The 17,944-nt window shown below is 74.8% G+C and carries 13 protein-coding genes and 1 pseudogene; 8 read left to right on the top strand and 6 right to left on the bottom strand.

The genetic code is table 11. The features are described 5' to 3' along the window. The first annotated feature begins 36 nt into the window (after positions 1-36). Positions 37-873 carry a hypothetical protein gene (locus AC6EXY_RS22675; protein WP_101830267.1) on the top strand — a complete coding sequence of 279 codons (837 nt, stop codon included), beginning with the start codon at positions 37-39 and terminating at the stop codon, positions 871-873. Between the two features lie 44 nt (positions 874-917). Here AC6EXY_RS22675 and AC6EXY_RS22670 read toward each other — a convergent pair whose 3' ends face one another. Further along, positions 918-2,459 (bottom strand): bifunctional phosphatase PAP2/diacylglycerol kinase family protein, encoded by a 1,542-nt coding sequence (locus tag AC6EXY_RS22670; RefSeq protein ID WP_243407180.1) that lies wholly within the window; start codon positions 2,457-2,459, stop codon positions 918-920. Between the two features lie 135 nt (positions 2,460-2,594). Continuing rightward, a complete protein-coding gene (locus AC6EXY_RS22665; RefSeq protein ID WP_243407179.1) occupies positions 2,595-2,912 on the bottom strand; it encodes a DUF5999 family protein in 318 nt (105 codons plus the stop codon). Between the two features lie 340 nt (positions 2,913-3,252). Between AC6EXY_RS22665 and AC6EXY_RS22660 the strand changes: the two genes are divergently transcribed. Continuing rightward, positions 3,253-4,632, top strand: a complete 1,380-nt coding sequence (locus tag AC6EXY_RS22660) for a glycosyltransferase family 2 protein (RefSeq protein ID WP_243407178.1) — start codon at positions 3,253-3,255, stop codon at positions 4,630-4,632. Between the two features lie 19 nt (positions 4,633-4,651). After that, the gene (locus AC6EXY_RS22655; RefSeq protein ID WP_499818096.1) at positions 4,652-6,772 is read left to right on the top strand and encodes a hypothetical protein; all 2,121 of its coding nucleotides are present in this window, start codon (positions 4,652-4,654) and stop codon (positions 6,770-6,772) included. Between the two features lie 266 nt (positions 6,773-7,038). On the opposite strand, the gene AC6EXY_RS22650 is transcribed toward AC6EXY_RS22655, so the two are convergent. Beyond that, positions 7,039-7,461 carry a CoA-binding protein gene (locus tag AC6EXY_RS22650; RefSeq protein WP_101830265.1) on the bottom strand — a complete coding sequence of 141 codons (423 nt, stop codon included), beginning with the start codon at positions 7,459-7,461 and terminating at the stop codon, positions 7,039-7,041. A gap of 187 nt (positions 7,462-7,648) precedes the next feature. Here AC6EXY_RS22650 and AC6EXY_RS22645 point away from each other — a divergent pair, with 187 nt between their 5' ends. Next, positions 7,649-7,963 (top strand): type II toxin-antitoxin system RelE family toxin, encoded by a 315-nt coding sequence (locus tag AC6EXY_RS22645; protein WP_101830264.1) that lies wholly within the window; start codon positions 7,649-7,651, stop codon positions 7,961-7,963. A 53-nt stretch (positions 7,964-8,016) separates the two neighbouring features. On the opposite strand, the gene AC6EXY_RS22640 is transcribed toward AC6EXY_RS22645, so the two are convergent. After that, entirely contained in the window at positions 8,017-8,598 is a 582-nt protein-coding gene (locus tag AC6EXY_RS22640) for a TerD family protein (RefSeq protein WP_101830263.1), read from the bottom strand. Between the two features lie 134 nt (positions 8,599-8,732). Here AC6EXY_RS22640 and AC6EXY_RS22635 point away from each other — a divergent pair, with 134 nt between their 5' ends. Beyond that, the gene (locus AC6EXY_RS22635; RefSeq protein WP_101830262.1) at positions 8,733-9,566 is read left to right on the top strand and encodes a hypothetical protein; all 834 of its coding nucleotides are present in this window, start codon (positions 8,733-8,735) and stop codon (positions 9,564-9,566) included. A gap of 33 nt (positions 9,567-9,599) precedes the next feature. On the opposite strand, the gene AC6EXY_RS22630 is transcribed toward AC6EXY_RS22635, so the two are convergent. Both AC6EXY_RS22630 and AC6EXY_RS22625 read right to left on the bottom strand, forming a co-directional pair. Then, positions 9,600-10,472, bottom strand: coding sequence for a class I SAM-dependent methyltransferase (locus tag AC6EXY_RS22630; protein ID WP_101830261.1), 873 nt, complete (start codon positions 10,470-10,472; stop codon positions 9,600-9,602). Between the two features lie 452 nt (positions 10,473-10,924). Further along, positions 10,925-12,091, bottom strand: coding sequence for an MBL fold metallo-hydrolase (locus AC6EXY_RS22625; RefSeq protein ID WP_243407176.1), 1,167 nt, complete (start codon positions 12,089-12,091; stop codon positions 10,925-10,927). 578 nt (positions 12,092-12,669) lie between these two features. Between AC6EXY_RS22625 and AC6EXY_RS22620 the strand changes: the two genes are divergently transcribed. From AC6EXY_RS22620 to AC6EXY_RS22610, 3 genes and pseudogenes are all read left to right on the top strand, one after another. Continuing rightward, the gene (locus tag AC6EXY_RS22620) at positions 12,670-14,304 is read left to right on the top strand and encodes a hypothetical protein (protein ID WP_499842402.1); all 1,635 of its coding nucleotides are present in this window, start codon (positions 12,670-12,672) and stop codon (positions 14,302-14,304) included. Then, on the top strand, positions 14,301-15,170 hold the full coding sequence (locus AC6EXY_RS22615; protein WP_101830259.1) for a hypothetical protein: 870 nt from the start codon (positions 14,301-14,303) through the stop codon (positions 15,168-15,170). The genes AC6EXY_RS22620 and AC6EXY_RS22615 overlap by 4 nt, the downstream gene beginning before the upstream one ends. Further along, positions 15,163-17,944, top strand: a pseudogene (locus AC6EXY_RS22610) (hypothetical protein); the annotation flags it as partial. The gene AC6EXY_RS22615 and the pseudogene AC6EXY_RS22610, both read left to right, overlap by 8 nt.

Below are 17,944 nucleotides of genomic sequence, written 5' to 3'. Positions count from 1 at the left end.
GCGCGCGGTCGCGCCCGCCGGGGACGGGCGGTCGGCATGATCCTGCGGGCCCGCCGCATCGAGCGGCTGGAGGAACATCCCAACCTGCGCGGCATCCTCGGCATCCTCGCCCAGCTGGTGCACACCACCGACGCCGAGCTCGGCGCGCTGGCCGCCGCCTGGCGCAACTCCGGCTACCTGGCCGCCGCCCGGGACAAGGCGCTGGCGCCGGACTCGCCGCTGATCGTCGAAGTGCTCGCCGCGTTCGACGCGCTGAGCGCGATCTACGCGGACGACCTCGCCGGCGCGGACTACGTCACCGTCGAGCCGTCGGTGGCGGCCACGGCGCTGCGGGCGATGCGCGACGCGGTCGCCGCGTCCTACGCCCGGCCGATCCTCGGCCGCGCCGAGTACGCGGCGCTCATGCGCCCGTGGCGGGCGGTCTACCCGCGGGCCCGCTCGCACGAGCCCGACCTGGGGCCCGCGGCGGCGGACGTCAAGCGGGTGCTGGCCGCGCTGCCCGTACTCGCCGGCCGCTGCCACGACCCGGACAGCCTGGAGGTCTTCGACGGGCTGCTGGTCAGCGCGCTGACCCGGGACGACTCCGCCCACCAGCAGGCCATGGACGCCGCGTTCGCGAGCGCCGTGGTGACCGGCCGTCGCCGGGTCTGGACGCTGGTGCGCCGCAGCGCCGCCGAGGGTTTCTGGCGGCTGTGCCCGGACTGCCGCGGCACGCGCGCCGCCACCGACTCCAGCGAGGACCACCGGGTGATGGAGCTGTGCGCGGACCTGGCCTGCGCGCTGCTCGTCGAGGACCTTCTCGACGGCGACCAGTTCACCCAGCTCACCCGCCCCCTGCACACCCTCATCCCGCTGCAGCACCGCGGCGGCTGAGCCGGCACCCGCCCGGCACGGCGGCCGGCGGTCAGGCCCGCGGGTCAGGCCCGGGGGCGGTAGACGACCAGCCGGGCGCCGCTCGGGGCGACCACGATCCGCTCGACGCCCTCGGTGACCTCGCCGTCGCAGGCGAACGGGAGCGCCCCGGGCTGCTCGGAGGAGATCAGCACCCGTTCCACGGTGCGCTGCTCGTAGACGCGGCTGCGCCCGAGCCGGCCGGTCAGCACCGCGCCGACGAGGCGCAGCCTGGCCAGCGGCGCGTCCGCGTCGACCACCCGCAGGTCCAGGCGGCTCTCGTCGAGCCGGCAGCGGTAGGTCGGCGCGAAGCCGTCGGGATGGTAGACGCCGTTCCCGACGAAGATCAGCCAGACCCGCCGGCGCTCGTCGTCGATGCGCACCTCGAACGGCGGTTCGTGGCGCAGCACCCAGCACAGGGCGATGACCATCGCCGGCCACTTGCCGATGCGCCGCTCGAACTTCTCCCGCACGGCCACCATGTCCGGGTAGCCGCCGAGGCTGGCGGTGTTCACGAAGAGCCGGGAGAACCGGTCGAACGACGCCGAGATCCCGTCGGCCCGGCCGAGGTCGACGGCCACCGCCGACCCCTCCCGCAGCGCGTGCACCGAGTCGCCGGCGCCGGCGAGCCCCAGGTCGGCGGCGAAGTGGTTGAGGGTGCCGGCGGGGAAGACCGCGAGCGGCAGCCCGTGGGCCAGCGCGACCTGGGCGGCGGTGTTGATGCTGCCGTCGCCGCCGGCGATGCCGAGCACCCGCGACGACGACGCCGCCTCGGCGAGGGCCGTGTCCAGATCGTCCGCCGGCCCGACCTCGACGACGCGGGCCTTCGGCAGGTCGGCGCGCAGCACCGCGAGCAGCTCCGCGTGGTGACCGGCCCCGGATCGGGTGTTGACCACGACGGTCAGGCCGTCGCCGTAGGGCAGCGCCGGCGCCCAGGCCGACGCCGGGGCCGCCCGGGCCGGCGACCACGGCCGGCGCGGCATCACCTTCGTCGTGAGCAGGCCCGCGCCGACCCCCAGCAGGACGCCTGCCAGCACATCACCGGGATAGTGCACCCCGACGTACACCCGGGAGAAGGCGATGGTGGCGGCGAGCGCGGCCACCGGCACGGCGGCGCCGGGCGCGTCGAGGGCGACACCGGTCGCGAAGGCGGCGGCGGAGGCCGCGTGCCCGGAGGGGAACGAGAACGTCGTCAGGTCGCGACGAAGCCGCCGCAGCGGCGGGATGGTGTGCGTCGGCGGCCGGTCACGGCGGAACACCAGCTTGGCCGGGCCGTTGGCGAGCAGGCTGGCCGCGCCGAGCGCGAGCAGCCCGCGGGCGGCCGCCGGGCGGCGCCGTCCCCGCGTCGCCCCCAGCGCGCCCGCCACGCCCCACCACAGCAGGCCGTGGTCGGCGGCGTGGGACAGCCGGGGCAGCACCGGGTCGAGCAGCGGGCGTCCCCCCGCCAGCGCCGTGAACAGCGAGCGGTCCGCCCGGGTGAAGGCGTGGACGAACGTCCGGCCCAGCGCGATGTCGCGGCGCATGAGCACGCGGACCTGCCGGCCGACCGTCCCGTCCGCCCGCGTCATGGTCACTCGCCTCGGGTGCCTGCCCGCCGCTCTCGCCGCCACGCCGGCACCGTACCCATCCGGAGGGCCGCCGGATCATTCCGGGCGAACGTCACAGCCCAGGCGGTGTGGACCGGCGACCCGGGCAGGGGGCCGTCAGACCGTGACGGGTGCGCCGCTGGCACGGCGCGGTGCCGGCGGCCGGGGCACGCAGGCCGCCCGCGGCAGCGTCCGGCGAGGTTCGATCGTCCGGCCGGTCGGCAGGATCTCGCCGGTGTCCTCGAACAGGATCACCCCATTGCACAGCAGGCTCCAGCCCTGGTCCCAGTGCTGGCTGGCGACCCGGGCCGCGTCCCGGTCCGCGCTGTCCGCCGTGGGGCAGGGCGGCGAGTGCGGGCAGCCGCGCCGCGGTGGCGGCACCGGACGTGGGCCCGCGTAGGTGGAGGAGGGTTCTGGGTCGTCGCTCGGCACCATGGGCGCCTGCGCCTCGTCTGAAACACGAACACCTTGCACGGGCACCAGACGTTACGCCTCCTCGTAAGAAGCGTCACACCGAGGCGCGCGTGACGGGGTTGGCGTGTCTGCCGCGCCACACCCGCGGTCCGGGACGCAACCGACGCTGACCAGCACCCGGGCACACAGGAGCACGATCGGCCCGTCGGGGACAGACCACAGGGTGTCCGCAACGAGATACCTGGTAGCGGGTCCGGCGGAGCAGATCGGTAGGTTACGGGGCTGTGGCCGAGCGATGCGTGGCACCGGCCGTCAGACTGGCTCGCGTCGGCGCCGCCCGGCCATGGAGGGGGTACGGACGATGGAGGGTGCCACGAGTGCCACGAGTGCCACGGGCACTGGCGCGAGCCGGGTGCTCGAGGTCTCGGTCGTGATGCCCTGCCTCAACGAGGCCGACTCGGTCGGCCTCTGCGTGCGCAAGGCACTGGCGGGCCTGGCCAGTGCCGGCGCGGTCGGCGAGGTGGTCGTCGTCGACAACGGCTCGACCGACGACTCCGCGAAGATCGCCGAAGAGGCCGGCGCCCGGGTCGTGCACGAGACGCGCCGCGGCTACGGCAACGCCTACCTCGCCGGGTTCGCCGCCGCCCACGGCCGCCTGATCGTCATGGGCGACGCCGACGACACCTACGACTTCTCGGACCTGTCCGCGCTGCTGGCACCGCTGCGCGCGGGCCGGGCCGACTACGTCCTCGGCTCGCGTTTCGCCGGGCGGATCCTGCCCGGCGCGATGCCGTGGCTGCACCGCTACGTCGGCAATCCGGTGCTGACCGGCATCCTCAACCACCTGTTCGACGTGCGCTCCTCCGACGCCCACTCGGGCATGCGGGCCTTCAGCCGCGAGGCGTACCTGCGGATGCGGCTGCGCTGCGAGGGCATGGAGCTGGCGAGCGAGATCGTCATCGCCGCCGGGCGGGCCGGGCTGCGCATCGAGGAGGTGCCGATCACCTACCACCCGCGGGTGGGTGACTCGAAGCTGCACTCGCTGCGCGACGGCTGGCGCCACCTGCGGTTCATGCTGCTGCTCGCGCCGCGCCACCTGTTCGTCCTGCCGGGCCTGGTGCTGCTGGCGCTGGGCCTCGTCGGCCAGGCGGTGCTGCTGCCCGGCTCGCTCAACGTCGGGTTCCACCGGCTGGACCTGCACTTCTCGGTCCTGTTCGCGCTGATGGCGCTGCTGGGCTGGCAGCTGGTGCTGCTCGGCGTGTGCGCCGACGTGCACAACCACGCGGTCGGCTGGCAGGAGCGGCGCCGCTGGCCGCTGCCGCAGATCCACAGGTTGTTCACCCTCGAGCGCGGACTGGCGCTCGGCGCGGGGGCGTTCGCCGTCGGGTTCGTCGTCGACGTCGTCGTGCTCGCGCGCTGGCTCGCGAACGACCTGGGGCCGCTCAACGAGATGCGCCCCGCTCTGCTCGCGATGACGCTGATGGTGCTCGGCGCCCAGACCGCCTTCGGCTCGTTCTTCCTGCGGCTGCTCACCGCCGGCCCGAGCGGCGAGCACCAGCGCTCCACCGCCCGCCCCGGCCCCGCGAGATCGACGCCGGACGACCCCGCCGACGGCACCCCGCTGGTGACGATGCACTATGAGAAACAGGCGCGCTCCGAGCGGCCGGACCGGTCGGATCGCTCCGACAGACCGGATCACCCCGAGTCACCGGACCACCCGGCCGAGGCCGTCGGGTTCTGACGAACGGCGGGCAGGCACGATGGTCGTCCTGGGCAGGCACGAGGCCCCGCCCCCCGACGGCGGCGATGAGCGGGAGCCAGCCCGCGAGCAGGACCCGGCCACCTACCCGGACCTCGGCCATCCGGATCTCCGCGGCCCGGTCCTCGGTGACCCCGACCTGACTGATCTGGGTATGGACGACCCGGGTCTCGGCGGTTCGGCTCTCGGCGGTTCGGCTCTCGGCGGTTCGGGTCTCGGCGGCTCGGCTCTCGGTGACCCGGCTCTCGGCGGCTCGGGTCTCGGCGGCTTGCCGAGCCGGGACGCGGGCACGACGATGCCGGACGCACCGGTCCTGCTGGGGGCCGCGCTCGGGGCGGACCCGCCGTCGCCGTCCCGCTCGTGGCGATCGCGGTTGGTTCGGCATCTGCCGTTCGCGGTCATCCTCGTGGCCGGGGCCGTCCTGCGCGCGATCACCGCGTACGCCTACCGGCCGGCGTTCGAGTTCAGCGGGGACTCCTACGCCTATCTACGCCTGGCGACGCTGCACTCCCCCGACCCGATGCGCCCCGCGGGGTATCCCGCGTTCCTGCGGGTGCTGTCGTTCACCGGCGACCTGTGGTGGGTGACCGTCGTCCAGCACGTCGCCGGCCTCGCCCTCGGCGTCGCCCTCTACGCGCTGCTGGTGCATCGCCGGGTCGCCGCTGCGGTCGCGGCGCTGGCGGCCGCGCCGATCCTGCTCGACGCCTACGAGCTGGTCATCGAGCACTACGTGATGGCCGAGACGCTGTTCGCGGTGCTGCTCGTCGGGGCGCTGCTGGCGCTGACCTGGTCGCCGCGGCCGTCCGCGTGGGCGTGCGTAGGGGCGGGACTGCTGCTGGCCGCGGCGGGTCTGGTGCGCACGATCGGGGTGGCGATCGCCGTGCTGGCGGTGCTCTACCTGGTGGTGCGCCGGGTCGGCTGGCTGCGTTTCGGCGGCTTCGCGGCGGCGCTGGCGGTGCCGCTCGTCGCCTACGCCGCCTGGTTCCACGACGCGCACGGAAAATATGCCCTCACCGGCGGTGACGCGGTGTGGATGTACGGCCGGGTGGCACCGATCGCCGAGTGCGACCGGCTGCGGCTCAAGCCTGCCCAACTGGTCCTGTGCTCCGCGCATCCCGTCGCCGAGCGGCCCGATCCCAGCTACTACGTGTGGAGCGGCACCAGCCCGCACTGGAAGCTGCCCGGCACCGACGACGAGAAGGAAGCACTGCTGCGCGACTTCACCCACCAGGTGATCCGCCACCAGTTCGGCGACTACGCCCGGATGGTCGGCGGCGAAATCGTGCACTACTTCAAGCCCGGCCGATCCGTCGGCCAGCGCGACTGGCCGGACGCCACCTGGCGCTTCCCCACCGCGCACGTGCCGCGCTACCTGCACAACAGCGAGCCGTTGCTCTCCTTCCACAACGCCGGGGCAACCCGGGTCGTGAACGAGCCGTCCGCCGGCCACCTACGGGCCTACCAGCGCGTCGGGTTCACGCCCGGGCCGGTGCTCGCCGGGCTGCTGGTGCTCGCGGCCGTGGCGATCGTGGTGCCGGCGCGGCGGCGGGCTCCCAGGCTGGGCGTGCGCGGACCTGCGGCGCGGCGCCGCTGGCGCGACGAGACGCTCGAACACCGCCGGCTGCGCGCCGACATCACCCTGCTCGCCGCCGCCGGCCTGACGATGCTCGTGGTGCCCGCGGCCACCGTCTGCTTCGACTACCGGTACATGCTGCCCGTCCTCGTCCTGTTCCCGCCCGCCGCGGCACTGGGGACGCGCCGTCTGCTGCTGGTCCGCCGCTCGCGCCGCGAACCCGACGAGTCGATCCAGGCCACCTATCCCGAGAGCTACCCCGACGGCGAGGGACGACCCGACGGCCGCACCCGGCTCGGCAGCCACGCCGCGCCGAACGCGGACGCCCGCACCAGCAGCGGCGCCCGCCCCGGGCCCGGCAGCGGCGCGGGACCCGGCAACCTCACGGATCCTGGCGTCGCGCCTGGTGCAGCGCCCGTGCGCGGTCCGTTCGAGCCGGCCCGCGCGGCCGGCGATGCCCCCGACCGCCCCATCCCCGACCGCCCCGATCCCGGCCGCCCCGATCCCGATCCCGACGCCGCCCCCGCCCGGCGGCGTCACCGCCGCTGACCCGCTGGCCAGGTCGCCGGGCGTGCGCCGGCGCGCCGGCCGGACATCAGGGTCCCCAACGCTGTCAGCGGTCGCTCGGACGGCGCGGCCCGGGCGGGTACGCGGGGGAGAGATCCTCCGCGCACCGCCCGCGGGGGATATATCGGGCGCGGAGCCCTCGACCGTCCCGTCATGACGAGCCGAAACTTCGCCGTCGACCGTCCCGTCATGACGAGCCGAAACTTCGCGGTCGACCGTTCCGGTCATGACGAGTCGAGACGTCGCGGTCAGCGGGTCCAGGGCAGGCCGAGGCGGGGGGCCTCCATCGCGGGGCAGGTGTCCATGACGACGGCGAGGCCCGCCTCCTCGGCCCGCACGGCGGCGGCGTCGTCACGGACGCCGAGCTGCAGCCACACGCCCCCCGCCCCGATCTTCACCGCGTCATCGACGACCGCGCCGGCAAGCTCCGAGCGGACGAACACGTCCACGACGTCCACGGGGAACGGGATGTCCGCCAGCGTCGCGTATCCCCGTTCCCCCGCGACCGTCGGCGCGGACGGGTGGACCGGCACCACCCGCTTGCCGTTGCGGCGCAGGTAGTCGGCGATCGAGGAGGCCGTCCGGCGCGTGTCGTTGGACAGTCCCACCACCGCCCACACCGCGGTGTCGGTCATCAGCCGGCGGATCGTGGCGTCGTCTCCGTAGCGCATGCTCTCTCCCAACAGCGCGGCCGGGCCGCGTCATCCAGGCGGGGAGGCCGGCCGAACCCGCCGGGCGCGAAGGGCCGTCGCGAGCCTCGCGGGACGCATAGGATCATCGGGTGAACAACGCGGATTCCGGCGTCGCCGCGCGGCGCGGGTCACGGCCGCACGGCTCCCGTCGCCCCAGGGGTCGCCGATGAGCAAGCACGAGGTCACCCTGTCCACCTCCGCCGAGCGGGATCTGGCGAAGCTCGCCGAGCTCACCCGTTCCGAGGTGCGCGGCTTCCTCGACGGCAAGCTGCGCGACGACCCCCTCAAAGCCGGCACGCCGATGCCCGGCGAGCAGGTCGGCATGTTCGAGGCGATCACCCGCACCTGGCGGGTCCTCTACCGGGTGGACGCCAACACCCGCACCGTGCGGGTCATGGTCATCGCGCCGCGCGGCTCCCGCACCCGGATCATCCCGAGCGCGGGCAGCAGCGGTACCGCCGCCGGCTGGCGCCGCATCTGACGTGGAGCCAGGATGGTCCGCCGCCACGGCGCGCGCCGTGGCGGCGGGGATGCTCAGGAGACGTTGACGCCGAAGTCGAGGGCGATGCCGCGCAGGCCGGTCGCATACCCCTGCCCGACGGCACGGAACTTCCACTCGCCGCCGTAGCGGTACAGCTCGCCGAAGATCATCGCCGTCTCGGTGGAGGCGTCCTCGGTGAGGTCGTAGCGGGCGACCTCGGCGCCGGTCGTCGAGTCGGTGACGCGGATGAAGGCGTCGCGGACCTGGCCGAAGGTCTGGCGGCGCGAGTCGGCGTCGTAGATCGACACGGTGAAGACGACCTTGGACGCCTGCGGGGTGAGGGTGCCCAGGTCGACGGTGATCTGCTCGTCATCGCCACCCCCGCCGCCGACGAGGTTGTCGCCGAGGTGCTTCACCGAGCCATCCGGGCTCACGAGGTTGTTGAAGAAGATGAAGAAGCCGTCGGAGAGCACCCGCCCGGCCTCGCTCACGACGATGGCGCTGGCGTCCAGGTCGTAGTCGGCACCGCTGGTCTGACGCACCTTCCACCCGAGCCCCACCGTCACGGCGGTGAGGTTCGGAGCGACCTTGCTCAGCGAGACGTTCCCGCCCTTGGACAGCGAAACCGACGACATGGCCACACCCTAGTACCGATCGCGACGCCCGGAACATCCCGCCACCGCCCCGTCGCCATCCCGACAACCTGGACCGCCCGCGAGCTCGCCGTGCGGCGGCGCTGACGCCCGCGCTGACCCAGAGCGTTGAGGTCGTGCCGTTCGAGGGCACGACGCTGGTGGTCGTCGAGGTCGAACCGCTGCCGCCCGCGCAGCGACCGTGCTACGTGACGGCAAGGGGCCTGTACAACGGCGCGTTCGCCCGGGCTGGTGACGGCGACCAGCGGCTGACGGCCTATGAGATCGACCGTCTGCGAGAGAACGCCGGCCAGCCGCGCTGGGATGAGGAGGCGGTCACGCAGGCCAGCGTGGAGGATCTTGACCGGAGAGCCGTCCTTCGGCTCGTCGAGGCGGCCGCACGCAACTCGCCGCGGGCATTCGCTGGGCTGAATGAATCCGACGCGCTTACCCGCCTTGGTGTTCTCGTGCCGCACGGCGAGCGGCTCGTGCCGTCGCTCGCGGGGTTGCTCGCGGTCGGCGCCCTCGCTCTCGCGTGCCACGGGCGTGACGTGGACGAGGCCTTGCTGCGCAGACTCGGACTCGACGCCGCAGCGGCACGGCGCCAGCTCCACCAGCTCCACGAGCTCGGCCTGCTGCGCCCGCGCAAGGCCCGTGACGACGGAACATATCGCCTGGCCGGCGGTCTTCCTCCCGTCGACCTGCCTCCGCTCGTCGAGACGGGTGCTGGGAAGACCACCGCGACCGCGGCCGGCCTGCGGACGACGGTCCCCGCTGCTGGCAGCCTGACCGACCGGATCCTCCACACGCTGAACACCTCTGACTCCGCCAGCCGCGAGGAGTTGCAGGCCGCGACAGGGGGTGCGCGGAGCAGCGTGACGAAGATTCTCAACAAGCTGATAGCCACAGGTCAGGTCGAAGCCACCGCTCCACCCAACAGCCCCACCCGGCGCTATCGGCGACGAGCGTGAATCGCCGTTTCCTCTGGCGGGCGTGATAGACGCTCAGGGCGCGGAGGCGTCTACCTGCCAGCAGGCGGCGGTGTAGCGGATCCGGTCGTTCAGGCGGTAGGGGTCGAAAGCGGCAAGGGCCGTGTCGACGACCTTCGCGCGGGTGTCCTCGCCGAGCTCGGGGAGTGTCCGGCCGACGGGGCCGATCAGGGTGACGTACTGTTCCAGCTCCTCCTCGTCGAGGGTGCACGGAACATCGATCGGGCGGATAGCGATGTCGGTCCAGCCACTGTCCGCGAGAAGGCGGCGGGTCTGGTCACGCGCCGCGAAGGCGAACGGGCCGGGTGCGTTCGCGACGCGTGGCGACAGCGCCGGCAGGAGTGGCGCGGCGGCGTGCTCGGCCGCGGTGAGGAACGGGTTCTCCGCCGGGTCGCGCCAGGCGACGAACCGCAGGCGGCCACCCTCCCGCGTCGCGCGCCGCAGACGGGTGAACGCATCCACGGGATCGTCGAAGAACATGACGCCGAACCGCGAGATGACCGCGTCGAACTCGGCGGTCGAAAACTCGTGGCTCGCGGCATCGGCCAGCAGAAACCGCACCGGTGCGCTGCCGGCGGACTTCTCCGCGTCCACCGCCGTCCCGCCTTTCTCATCAACGCGGGCGCTGGCCGCCGCGATCATCGGCTCGGCGATGTCGATGCCGACGCAGCGTCCCGCGGGGCCCGCCCGACGAGCGGCGGCGAGGGTCGTGGTGCCCGGGCCGCAACCGACGTCAAGCACCTGGGCACTGGGACCGACGATCTCGACGATCAGTTCCTCGAAGGGCCGGTACATCCGGTCGAGCAGATCCTGCGCCCGCACCCAGCCACGCCCCGCAGCCCTGTTCCACAGCGCCTTCTGACCACCGGTCTCCCCCACGTCGCCCATGCTCCGCCTCCTCGTGGTCGCCGTCACCGATCGGGAGCCGTACTGTTTCACCTCAAGCCGGCCTGAGATGAAACAGGAGGCGCGACGGTGGCGATGCCGGCTCGCGGTCAACGCACTTGTTCGGTCTGCGTAACTCTCCGTAGAAATCGGGCCTTGCCGGGGCCGTGGCCACCTGCGGCCAGCAGTGGCCACGGGCCACGGTGGGCGGCGGGCGGGCTCGCGACAGTGAGCACGTCCATACGAGGGCGGGCCGGGAGATCACAACTCGACACGCGGCTTTAGCGGCGATCTTTTCGGTGTCCCAGTCCTTCACCGCCAGAGGTCGATTCCGCATTGCCGAAGACGGCGTCCGCGGCCGCCCGTGCGACTGCCACCTGAGTGATCGCAGCGAGCCCGAGCCGGTTGATGCCGGGCCGGCGACGGCCTGATGGGGCGGGCGTCGCTTCGACGGGTCAGGGGGTGGTGAGGTGCCAGTGGTCGGGGTGGCCGCGGGTGACGTGGGCGGTGCCGGTGGTGGCGAGGGTGGTGAGGCAGGCGATGGTGTCGGTGACGGCGTTCTGGAGGGCGACGCCGCGCAGGTTGCGCAGGGGGCGGTGCCAGGTGATGAAGGCGGCGAGCTCCCAGACGGTGGTGGCGCCGGCACGCAGGCCCTCGACCACCTCGTCGAGACGGCCGCGGTGGTGGGTCTCGAGGGCGTCGAGGCGACCTTCGAGGTCGGTGAAGCGGTGCTCGTGGGCGGGCAGCACCTCGGTGGCGTCGAGGCCGCGCAGCCGGGCGAGGGAGCGCAGGTGGTCGCCGAGCGGGTCGGGGTTGAGGTCGTCCGGCACAGGGGTGCCGACGGCGGTGGTCGGCAGGACGTGGTCGCCGGACAGCAGCAGACGGTGCGCCGGTTCCCAGAAGTTCACGTGGCCGGGCGAGTGGCCCGGCGTCCACAGGGTGCGCAGCTCCCAGCCGGGGATGTCGGGCTGGTCGCCGTCCTCGAGCAGGATGTCGGGGCGCGGCAGCGAGTGGGGGGCAAGGTGCTCGGCGGTGAGCAGGCGCTCGGCGATGTCGCCGGGCACGCCGGCGCCGTCGAGGACGTCGGACAGCCGGTCGGCGAGGCCGTGGCGCGCGCGGGCGAGCAGGTCGTCATCGAGCGGGTGCAGCGAGACCCAGGCGCCGGATGCGGCGCGGATGCGGGCGGCCATGCCGTAGTGGTCGAGGTGGGCGTGGGTGACGAGCACCCCGCGGACCTCGGGCACGGACGTGCCGATCAGGGCGAGGCCGTCCTCGAGCGCGGCGAACGCCTCGTCCCAGTCCCAACCTGCGTCGATGAGGTACGGCCCGTCGAGTGACTCGATGACGTACATCAGGGTGTAGGACGGCCGGGCGAACGGCAGCGGGATCGGCAGGCTCCACAGCCCTGGCCGGACCCGCTCCACCGGCGGCAACGGCCGCCGCCAACGCTGCGCCGGCCGCACGCCCGCCGGCGCGGCAGCCGTCGGCAGGGCCGCCGTCGGCGGGGCGGATGGTAGTGCGGTGGATGGTGGTGCGGTGGCCGGTGGGGAGGCGGGCGGCGGGCTGTCGCCGGTGCGCTGCTGGGGCGGACCGGGGATGCGTCCGAGCTCGGAGGTGGTCACGCTGCTTCCTCCCGCTGGGTCAGGGTGGGCCGCCGACGGCCGGGCCGTGTGGCGACGCCCCGCCGGCGCCGGAATCGGTTTGAGAATACCCACCAGTCGGCGCGGATCATCGCCGGCGAGCGGCCGGGTGGCCGGAGACACAGGTCGCCGCCCGCCGCCGACGGACACCCGGACAGCCCCGCGCGCGGCGGCGGCACACGGCGGATGTCGGCGTCCAAATACCGTGCAACCGGCGCGTTCGTCGCCGGACATCCCGCCGCGACCTCGTCGGGCCCTCCCCCTCCGGGCGAGGTCGGCACGGCTCGCGGCGGCCGCGTCCACGCTCGCCGCGCTCCCTCCGACACCGCCGACGAGGCCGCCTCCCCCTCCGCGCGACTCGGCAAACAGTGCACTGAAATGCCGCCAGCCCACCGGCCGCGGCCAGCTCTCGGGCCTTCGGCCGGGGGTGGCGGCGGGCGCCCGCGGGCAGGTGGGCGCGGGCCGTCGCACCGTCGGCCACTACAGTCGGCGGGATGATCGAACCCGTGTCGCCCGTCGACCGGCCGCCGTCCGCGGTCGGTCTCGTCGGCGACGTCGGGATGGTGCGCCGGCTCAAGGCGCTCGCGCTCACCGGCCCCCTGCACGACCTCGACGCGCGCAAGGCGCACCTCGACGGCGCGGACCTCACCGTCTACGCGATGGCCGAACTCGGCCTGCACGCCATCGACCTCGTCACCGTGGCGATGGACTTCGACCGCGGCGCCGACCACGACCAGGTGCTGCGCCGGCTCGTGCCGCTCGCCGCCGCCCAGGCTCCGGGACGGCCCGCCGCCGAGCACGAGCGGGTCGCCGCCTGGGTGCTGCACAGCCTCATCAACGTCGGCAACGTCAACCGCGGGTTCGACGCCGGTTACGGCACGCTGCACGCCGACGGCCGTTACGAGCGCCGCCGCTTCGACTTCAAGCTGCTCGTCGAGCTCGCCGACCCGCACGGCGAGATCTACCTGCGCGCCACCGACGAGGCGGTCACCGTCCTGGTCGGCGCGCTCGACACCGACATCACCTCGGCGCAGATCGCCGCCGAGGTGGCGCTGGACACGCTTATCCGCCGAGGCCGCCTGGCCGACGCCCGCGCCGCCGCCGAGGCGGCCCGCTACCGCACCGTCCAGTACGCCGAGCAGCTGCGCCGCCAGCTCGACGCGACCCGGCGCAACGTGCTCGCGGTCGACTGGCTGGAGGCCATGCCCGCCCTCGTCGACGAGGCGTTGGCCCACGTCGAGCAGCGCTACCGCTACGAGAACGCGATCCTCACGCACATCCGCCGCTACCGCGACTCCGCCGACGATCCCGATCACAAGCGCCAGGCCGCCGACCTGGTGACGATCGTCGGCGACTGCATCCGCCGGCACACCCAGCTGCAGGCCCGGCTGCTGGAGGCGGGCGCGGTGTTCCGCGCCGAGCAGGACCGCCAGCAGTTCGCCACCGCACCGTCCCGCGGCGGCCTCGACCTGCACGCCCAGCTGCTGGTGCCGACGCTGACGCTGCCCGCCGGTGACGCCGAGCGCCCCGCCGCCGCGTTCTTCCCGGGCGCGGTCGGCGTGCGCACCCCGCGGACGCCGCGGATCCTCGACCTCGTCGACCTGCTGCTGCGCCCGCCGGTCGAGCGGGACACGCTCGGAGCCGAGGTCGTCGAGGCGGAGCTGGTGGACCTCGCCGAGCCGCCTCGTTTCGACGACGAGACCTGGTCGGGCGCCCTGCGGCTGCTCGATCTCGACCCGGGCGCGCCCCGCCGGCTGTCCGCGCTGCTCGCCGAGGCCCGCCGGGCCGACGAGCGGGACGTCGCCGACCTGGTGGCGCTGCTCGCACTGCACGCGGTGAGCCCGCGCGTCGCCGCGTCCCGACAGGCCGGGGACGAGACGCTCACGGTCGCCGTCGACGACGGCACCGTGCTCGACGACCCGGAGTTCGGCGGCGCGGACCTGCTCGTCGGCCGCGCCCGCCTCGTCACCGTCCCCGAGGCCGACGAAGCCGAGGCCGAAGCGGACGCAGACGCTGGAGCGGACGCAGACGCTGGAGCGGACGCAGACGCTGGAGCGGACGCAGACGCTGGAGCGGACGCAGCGGCTGGCGCAGGCGCAGGGATCGGAGCGGACGCAGGGGCCGGCGCGGGTGGCGACGAGGACGGAGCCGGCGGCGGGAGCGTGAACGGTTCGGCGGGAAGGAGGCGGCGGTGACGCAGGAGCGGCGAGTGGACCACGAGGCGGCGCGGGAGGCGGCTCGGGAGGCCGCGCGGCTGCTGTCGTTCGGGCTGCGGCCCCGGCTGGTGCCGGCGCGTGACGTCGACTACCGCGACCTCGTCCGGCGCTACCTGCGCGACAGCGAGTTCGCCGCGCTGACCCGGGCGGTCGCCGACGGCCTCGGCCTGGTCGTGCTGGACGTCTCCGAACGTGCCGGCATCGTGCCGGCCGGTGCCGAGGACTCGGCGTTCGCCATGCGTCTGGGCGACTACGCGCGCCGTGCCGGCGGGGAGCACCGGGCCGCCGACCGGCTGCTGCACGCCCTCGCCCAGCTCGCCGTCGCCGCGCTCGCCTACCCGCGGCCCGCCGACCTCACCGACGCCTCCTACGTGGGGCGGGTCAGCGTGCACGGCGTCGACGCGTTCGTCCGCGAGACGTGCCGGCTGCTCGCCGAGCGCGCCGCCGGCGAGGACCTCACCGTCGACCCGCCACTCGACGCCCCGCAGCTGGAGGCCGCCTGGCGGCTGTACGCCCGGCGCGCGTCGACGGGCACGACCCGCGACGCGCGCCGTCTCTCCGGCTCCACCACCGGCATCGTCGCCCGGGCGATGAACGTCCTCGTCGACGCGGGCTGCCTCGTCCTCGTCGGCGACGACGCCGGCGGCACGTTCCGCACGACGCCGCGCTACCAGGTCCAGGTCCGGGAGCTGGCCGCGGACGCCGCCTTCGAGGAGCTGCTGGCGCTGGGCGTGGTCACCGTCACCGACGGCGCCGGGACGGTGCGGGTCGTCGTCGACGAGCCGGTGCTGCTGGACGCGCCGGCCGCCCAGGTCCCGTCGGCGCGGGTGGCCGCCGATGTATGAGCTGTGTCGGGTGCGGCTGCACGCGATCGGCCCGCCGGGCGCGCGCTTCGCCGACGTGACGCTGGACCTGTCCGGCGTCGGCGCCGAGGTCACCGGGCCGCGCCAGGACGCCCTGTTCGCGCCCGCGACCACCGCGTCACCGGGCAGCGGTGGCGGCGCGGCGGGCGAGGCGCCGGCCCGGCCCCGCCGCCCGTCCCCCGCGACCGTGCTGTTCCTCGAGAACGGCGGCGGCAAGAGCGTCCTGATCAGGCTGATCTTCTCGGTGGTGCTGCCGGGGCGGCGGCAGGTCGTCGGCACGTCCAACGGCCGGGTCCTGGACAACTTCGTGCTGCCCGGTGACTGCGGCCAGGTGGTCTGCGAGTGGCAGCACGCGGTCACCGGGCAGCGGCTCGTGACCGGCAAGGTCAGCGAGTGGCGCGGGCGCGCCGGCGCGGACGCCGGCCGGCTGTCCGAGGCCTGGTATTCGCTACGCCCCGGCGGCGGGCTGGAGATCACGTCGCTGCCGTTCACCGCGCAGGGTCGCCAGGTCACCCTCGCCGGGCTGCGCGCCCGCCTGCACGACGCCCACGCCGCCGACCCGTCCCTCGGCCTGACCTGGGAGACCCATCAGGGCGCGTGGAGCGAGCACGTCGACGCCCTCGGCCTCGACCCGGAGCTGTTCCGCTACCAGCGGGCGATGAACGCCGGCGAGGGTGAAGCCGCGGAGGCGTTCTCGTTCGGCAGCGACGAGCAGTTCGTCGACTTCCTGCTGCGCGCCGTCACCGCGCCGGAGGACCCCGAGGGTGTCGCCGATGTCGTCGACGGCTACGCGACCCGGCTCGCGGAACGGGCCGCGCTCGACGCCGAGCGGGCGTTCGTCGCCGGTGCGCTGGAACGACTGGAACCACTGGTGGCAGCGGTGCGACGGCGGTCGGCCGCCGGCGCCGAGCACGGTGCGGCCCGGACCCGCGCCACCGAACTGCTCGCCGGTCTGCGGGCCCGGGTTCGGCGCGACGACGCGGCCCTGTCCGGGCTCGCCGCCCAGGCCGACGCGGCCCGCGGCGCGGAACGGGACGCCGACCGGATGCGGGCGGCCCGCCACGGCAACGTGCTCGCCCTGCGCCGCCGGATCGCCGAGCTGCGCGTGGAGGCGGCCGAGGAGGACCGGGACCGTCTGGTCGCGGCCGCCGCCGCGGCCGGTGCCGAGATCGACGCCTGGCGGGCGACCGAGCACGTGTTGCGCCTCGCCGCCGCGTCCGCCGAGGCGGTTCGGCTCGCCCGGCTCGTCGCCGACGCCGAGGACGTCGCGGCACCCGCGATGGCCGACCGGGACGGCGCCGCCCGCGCCCTGCTGACCGGCCTGCGCCGCCTCGCCGCGGCCTCCGCCGAGGCGGCCCGGCAGGCCGAGGCCGACGCCGAACGGCACGAGCGCTCCGCGACCACCGCCGAGGCGGCCGACCGGCGCGCCAGCGACGACGCGGCCGCCGCCCGCGCCCAGGAGCAGTCCCTGCGCCAGCGGCGTGACGAGGCACGCGACGCCCTCGCCGCGGCCGTCCGCGACGGCCTGCTCGCCCCCGGCGCCGGCGGCTCGGATGTCGCCGCTCAGGCACGCCAGGCCGCGGCCGCCGCCGACCAGGCCGCCGCGGCCGTGCGCGAGGCACTCGCTCGCGCCACCCACGCCCAGGACCGCCATCTCGTCGACGTGGCGCCTCGTGCCGCCGAGCAGCGGGTCGCCGCCGCCCGCGCCATGCTGGACCGGCCCCGTGCACAGCTCGCGACCGCCCGGGCGGAGGCGTCGGCACTACTCGCCGACGGCCGTCTGACCGCCCTGCTCGGCACCCCCCGCTCTCGCGACGAGATCGATGACGCAGCTCAGGGCGGCGCCGCACAGCCGTCCAGGGCCGCACAGCCGGACAGCCGGACCGACCCGGACAACACGGCGGAGCTGGACAACACGGCGGAGCTGGACAACACGGCGGACGCTGACCGCAGGGCGGAGGCTGACACCAGGACGGACGCTGACGGCGCGTCGAACGCTGACGGCGCGACAGACACGGAGAGCGCGGAGGACGTTGACAGCGCGGAGGACGTTGACAGCGCGGCCGAGTTGGACGCCGTCGCGGAGGCCGGGGCGCGGCGGCTGACGGAGGCGATCGCCGCCGCCGAGGCGCGCCAGCTCGACCTGTCGCTGGCCGCCGACGCCGACCGGCGGTTGCTCGCCGCGCTCGGCGGCGCCGGCCTGCGCCCGCCGCGCGACGAGGTGGCCGCGGCCGTCGAGGCCCTGCGAGCGGCCGGAATCGCGGCCGTCGCCGGATGGTCCCACCTCGCCCACGCCGTGCCGGCGCGCGACCGCGAACGTGTCCTGCGGGCCCGCCCCCATCTCGCCGACGGCGTCGTCGTCACCGACCGCACAGGGCTTGCCCGGGTCCGGGAGGCGCTGGCCGCCGCGGCGCTGCTACCCGACAGCGTCGTGGCCATCGGCGGCGTCGAGGAGCTTCTCACCGACGCCGACCCGGTGATCGACGGGGAACGGGTCCTGCTCGTCCGCCCGAATCCCGCGCTGTACGACGCCGACGCCGCCGCCGCGGAACGCGACATCATCCGGACCCGCCAGGACGAACGCGCCCGCGCCGCGGCCGAGCTGGCCGCCCGCATCGCCGCCGACCGCGACCTCGCCGCAGGGCTCGCCGGCTGGCGGCGCGGGGGGCCGGGCGGGCCGCCCGCGCCGCAGAGCCACCCACGGCAATACCCCACCCACAATAACTCGCTGTTTTGGGGAGATGGGGGGTACAAGG

The sequence above is a fragment of the Frankia sp. RB5 genome, assembly GCF_059816245.1.
The sequence above is the reverse complement of the archived record's forward strand: the minus strand, read 5'-3'. Positions and strand labels throughout refer to the sequence as shown.

Coding starts and splice junctions, on each gene's coding strand:
- AC6EXY_RS22675 (WP_101830267.1), top strand. CDS start 37: ATGATCCTGCGGGCCCGCCGCATCGAGCGGCTGGAGGAACATCCCAAC.
- AC6EXY_RS22670 (WP_243407180.1), bottom strand. CDS start 2,459: ATGACGCGGGCGGACGGGACGGTCGGCCGGCAGGTCCGCGTGCTCATG.
- AC6EXY_RS22665 (WP_243407179.1), bottom strand. CDS start 2,912: ATGGTGCCGAGCGACGACCCAGAACCCTCCTCCACCTACGCGGGCCCA.
- AC6EXY_RS22660 (WP_243407178.1), top strand. CDS start 3,253: ATGGAGGGTGCCACGAGTGCCACGAGTGCCACGGGCACTGGCGCGAGC.
- AC6EXY_RS22655 (WP_499818096.1), top strand. CDS start 4,652: ATGGTCGTCCTGGGCAGGCACGAGGCCCCGCCCCCCGACGGCGGCGAT.
- AC6EXY_RS22650 (WP_101830265.1), bottom strand. CDS start 7,461: ATGCGCTACGGAGACGACGCCACGATCCGCCGGCTGATGACCGACACC.
- AC6EXY_RS22645 (WP_101830264.1), top strand. CDS start 7,649: ATGAGCAAGCACGAGGTCACCCTGTCCACCTCCGCCGAGCGGGATCTG.
- AC6EXY_RS22640 (WP_101830263.1), bottom strand. CDS start 8,598: ATGTCGTCGGTTTCGCTGTCCAAGGGCGGGAACGTCTCGCTGAGCAAG.
- AC6EXY_RS22630 (WP_101830261.1), bottom strand. CDS start 10,472: ATGGGCGACGTGGGGGAGACCGGTGGTCAGAAGGCGCTGTGGAACAGG.
- AC6EXY_RS22620 (WP_499842402.1), top strand. CDS start 12,670: ATGGTGCGCCGGCTCAAGGCGCTCGCGCTCACCGGCCCCCTGCACGAC.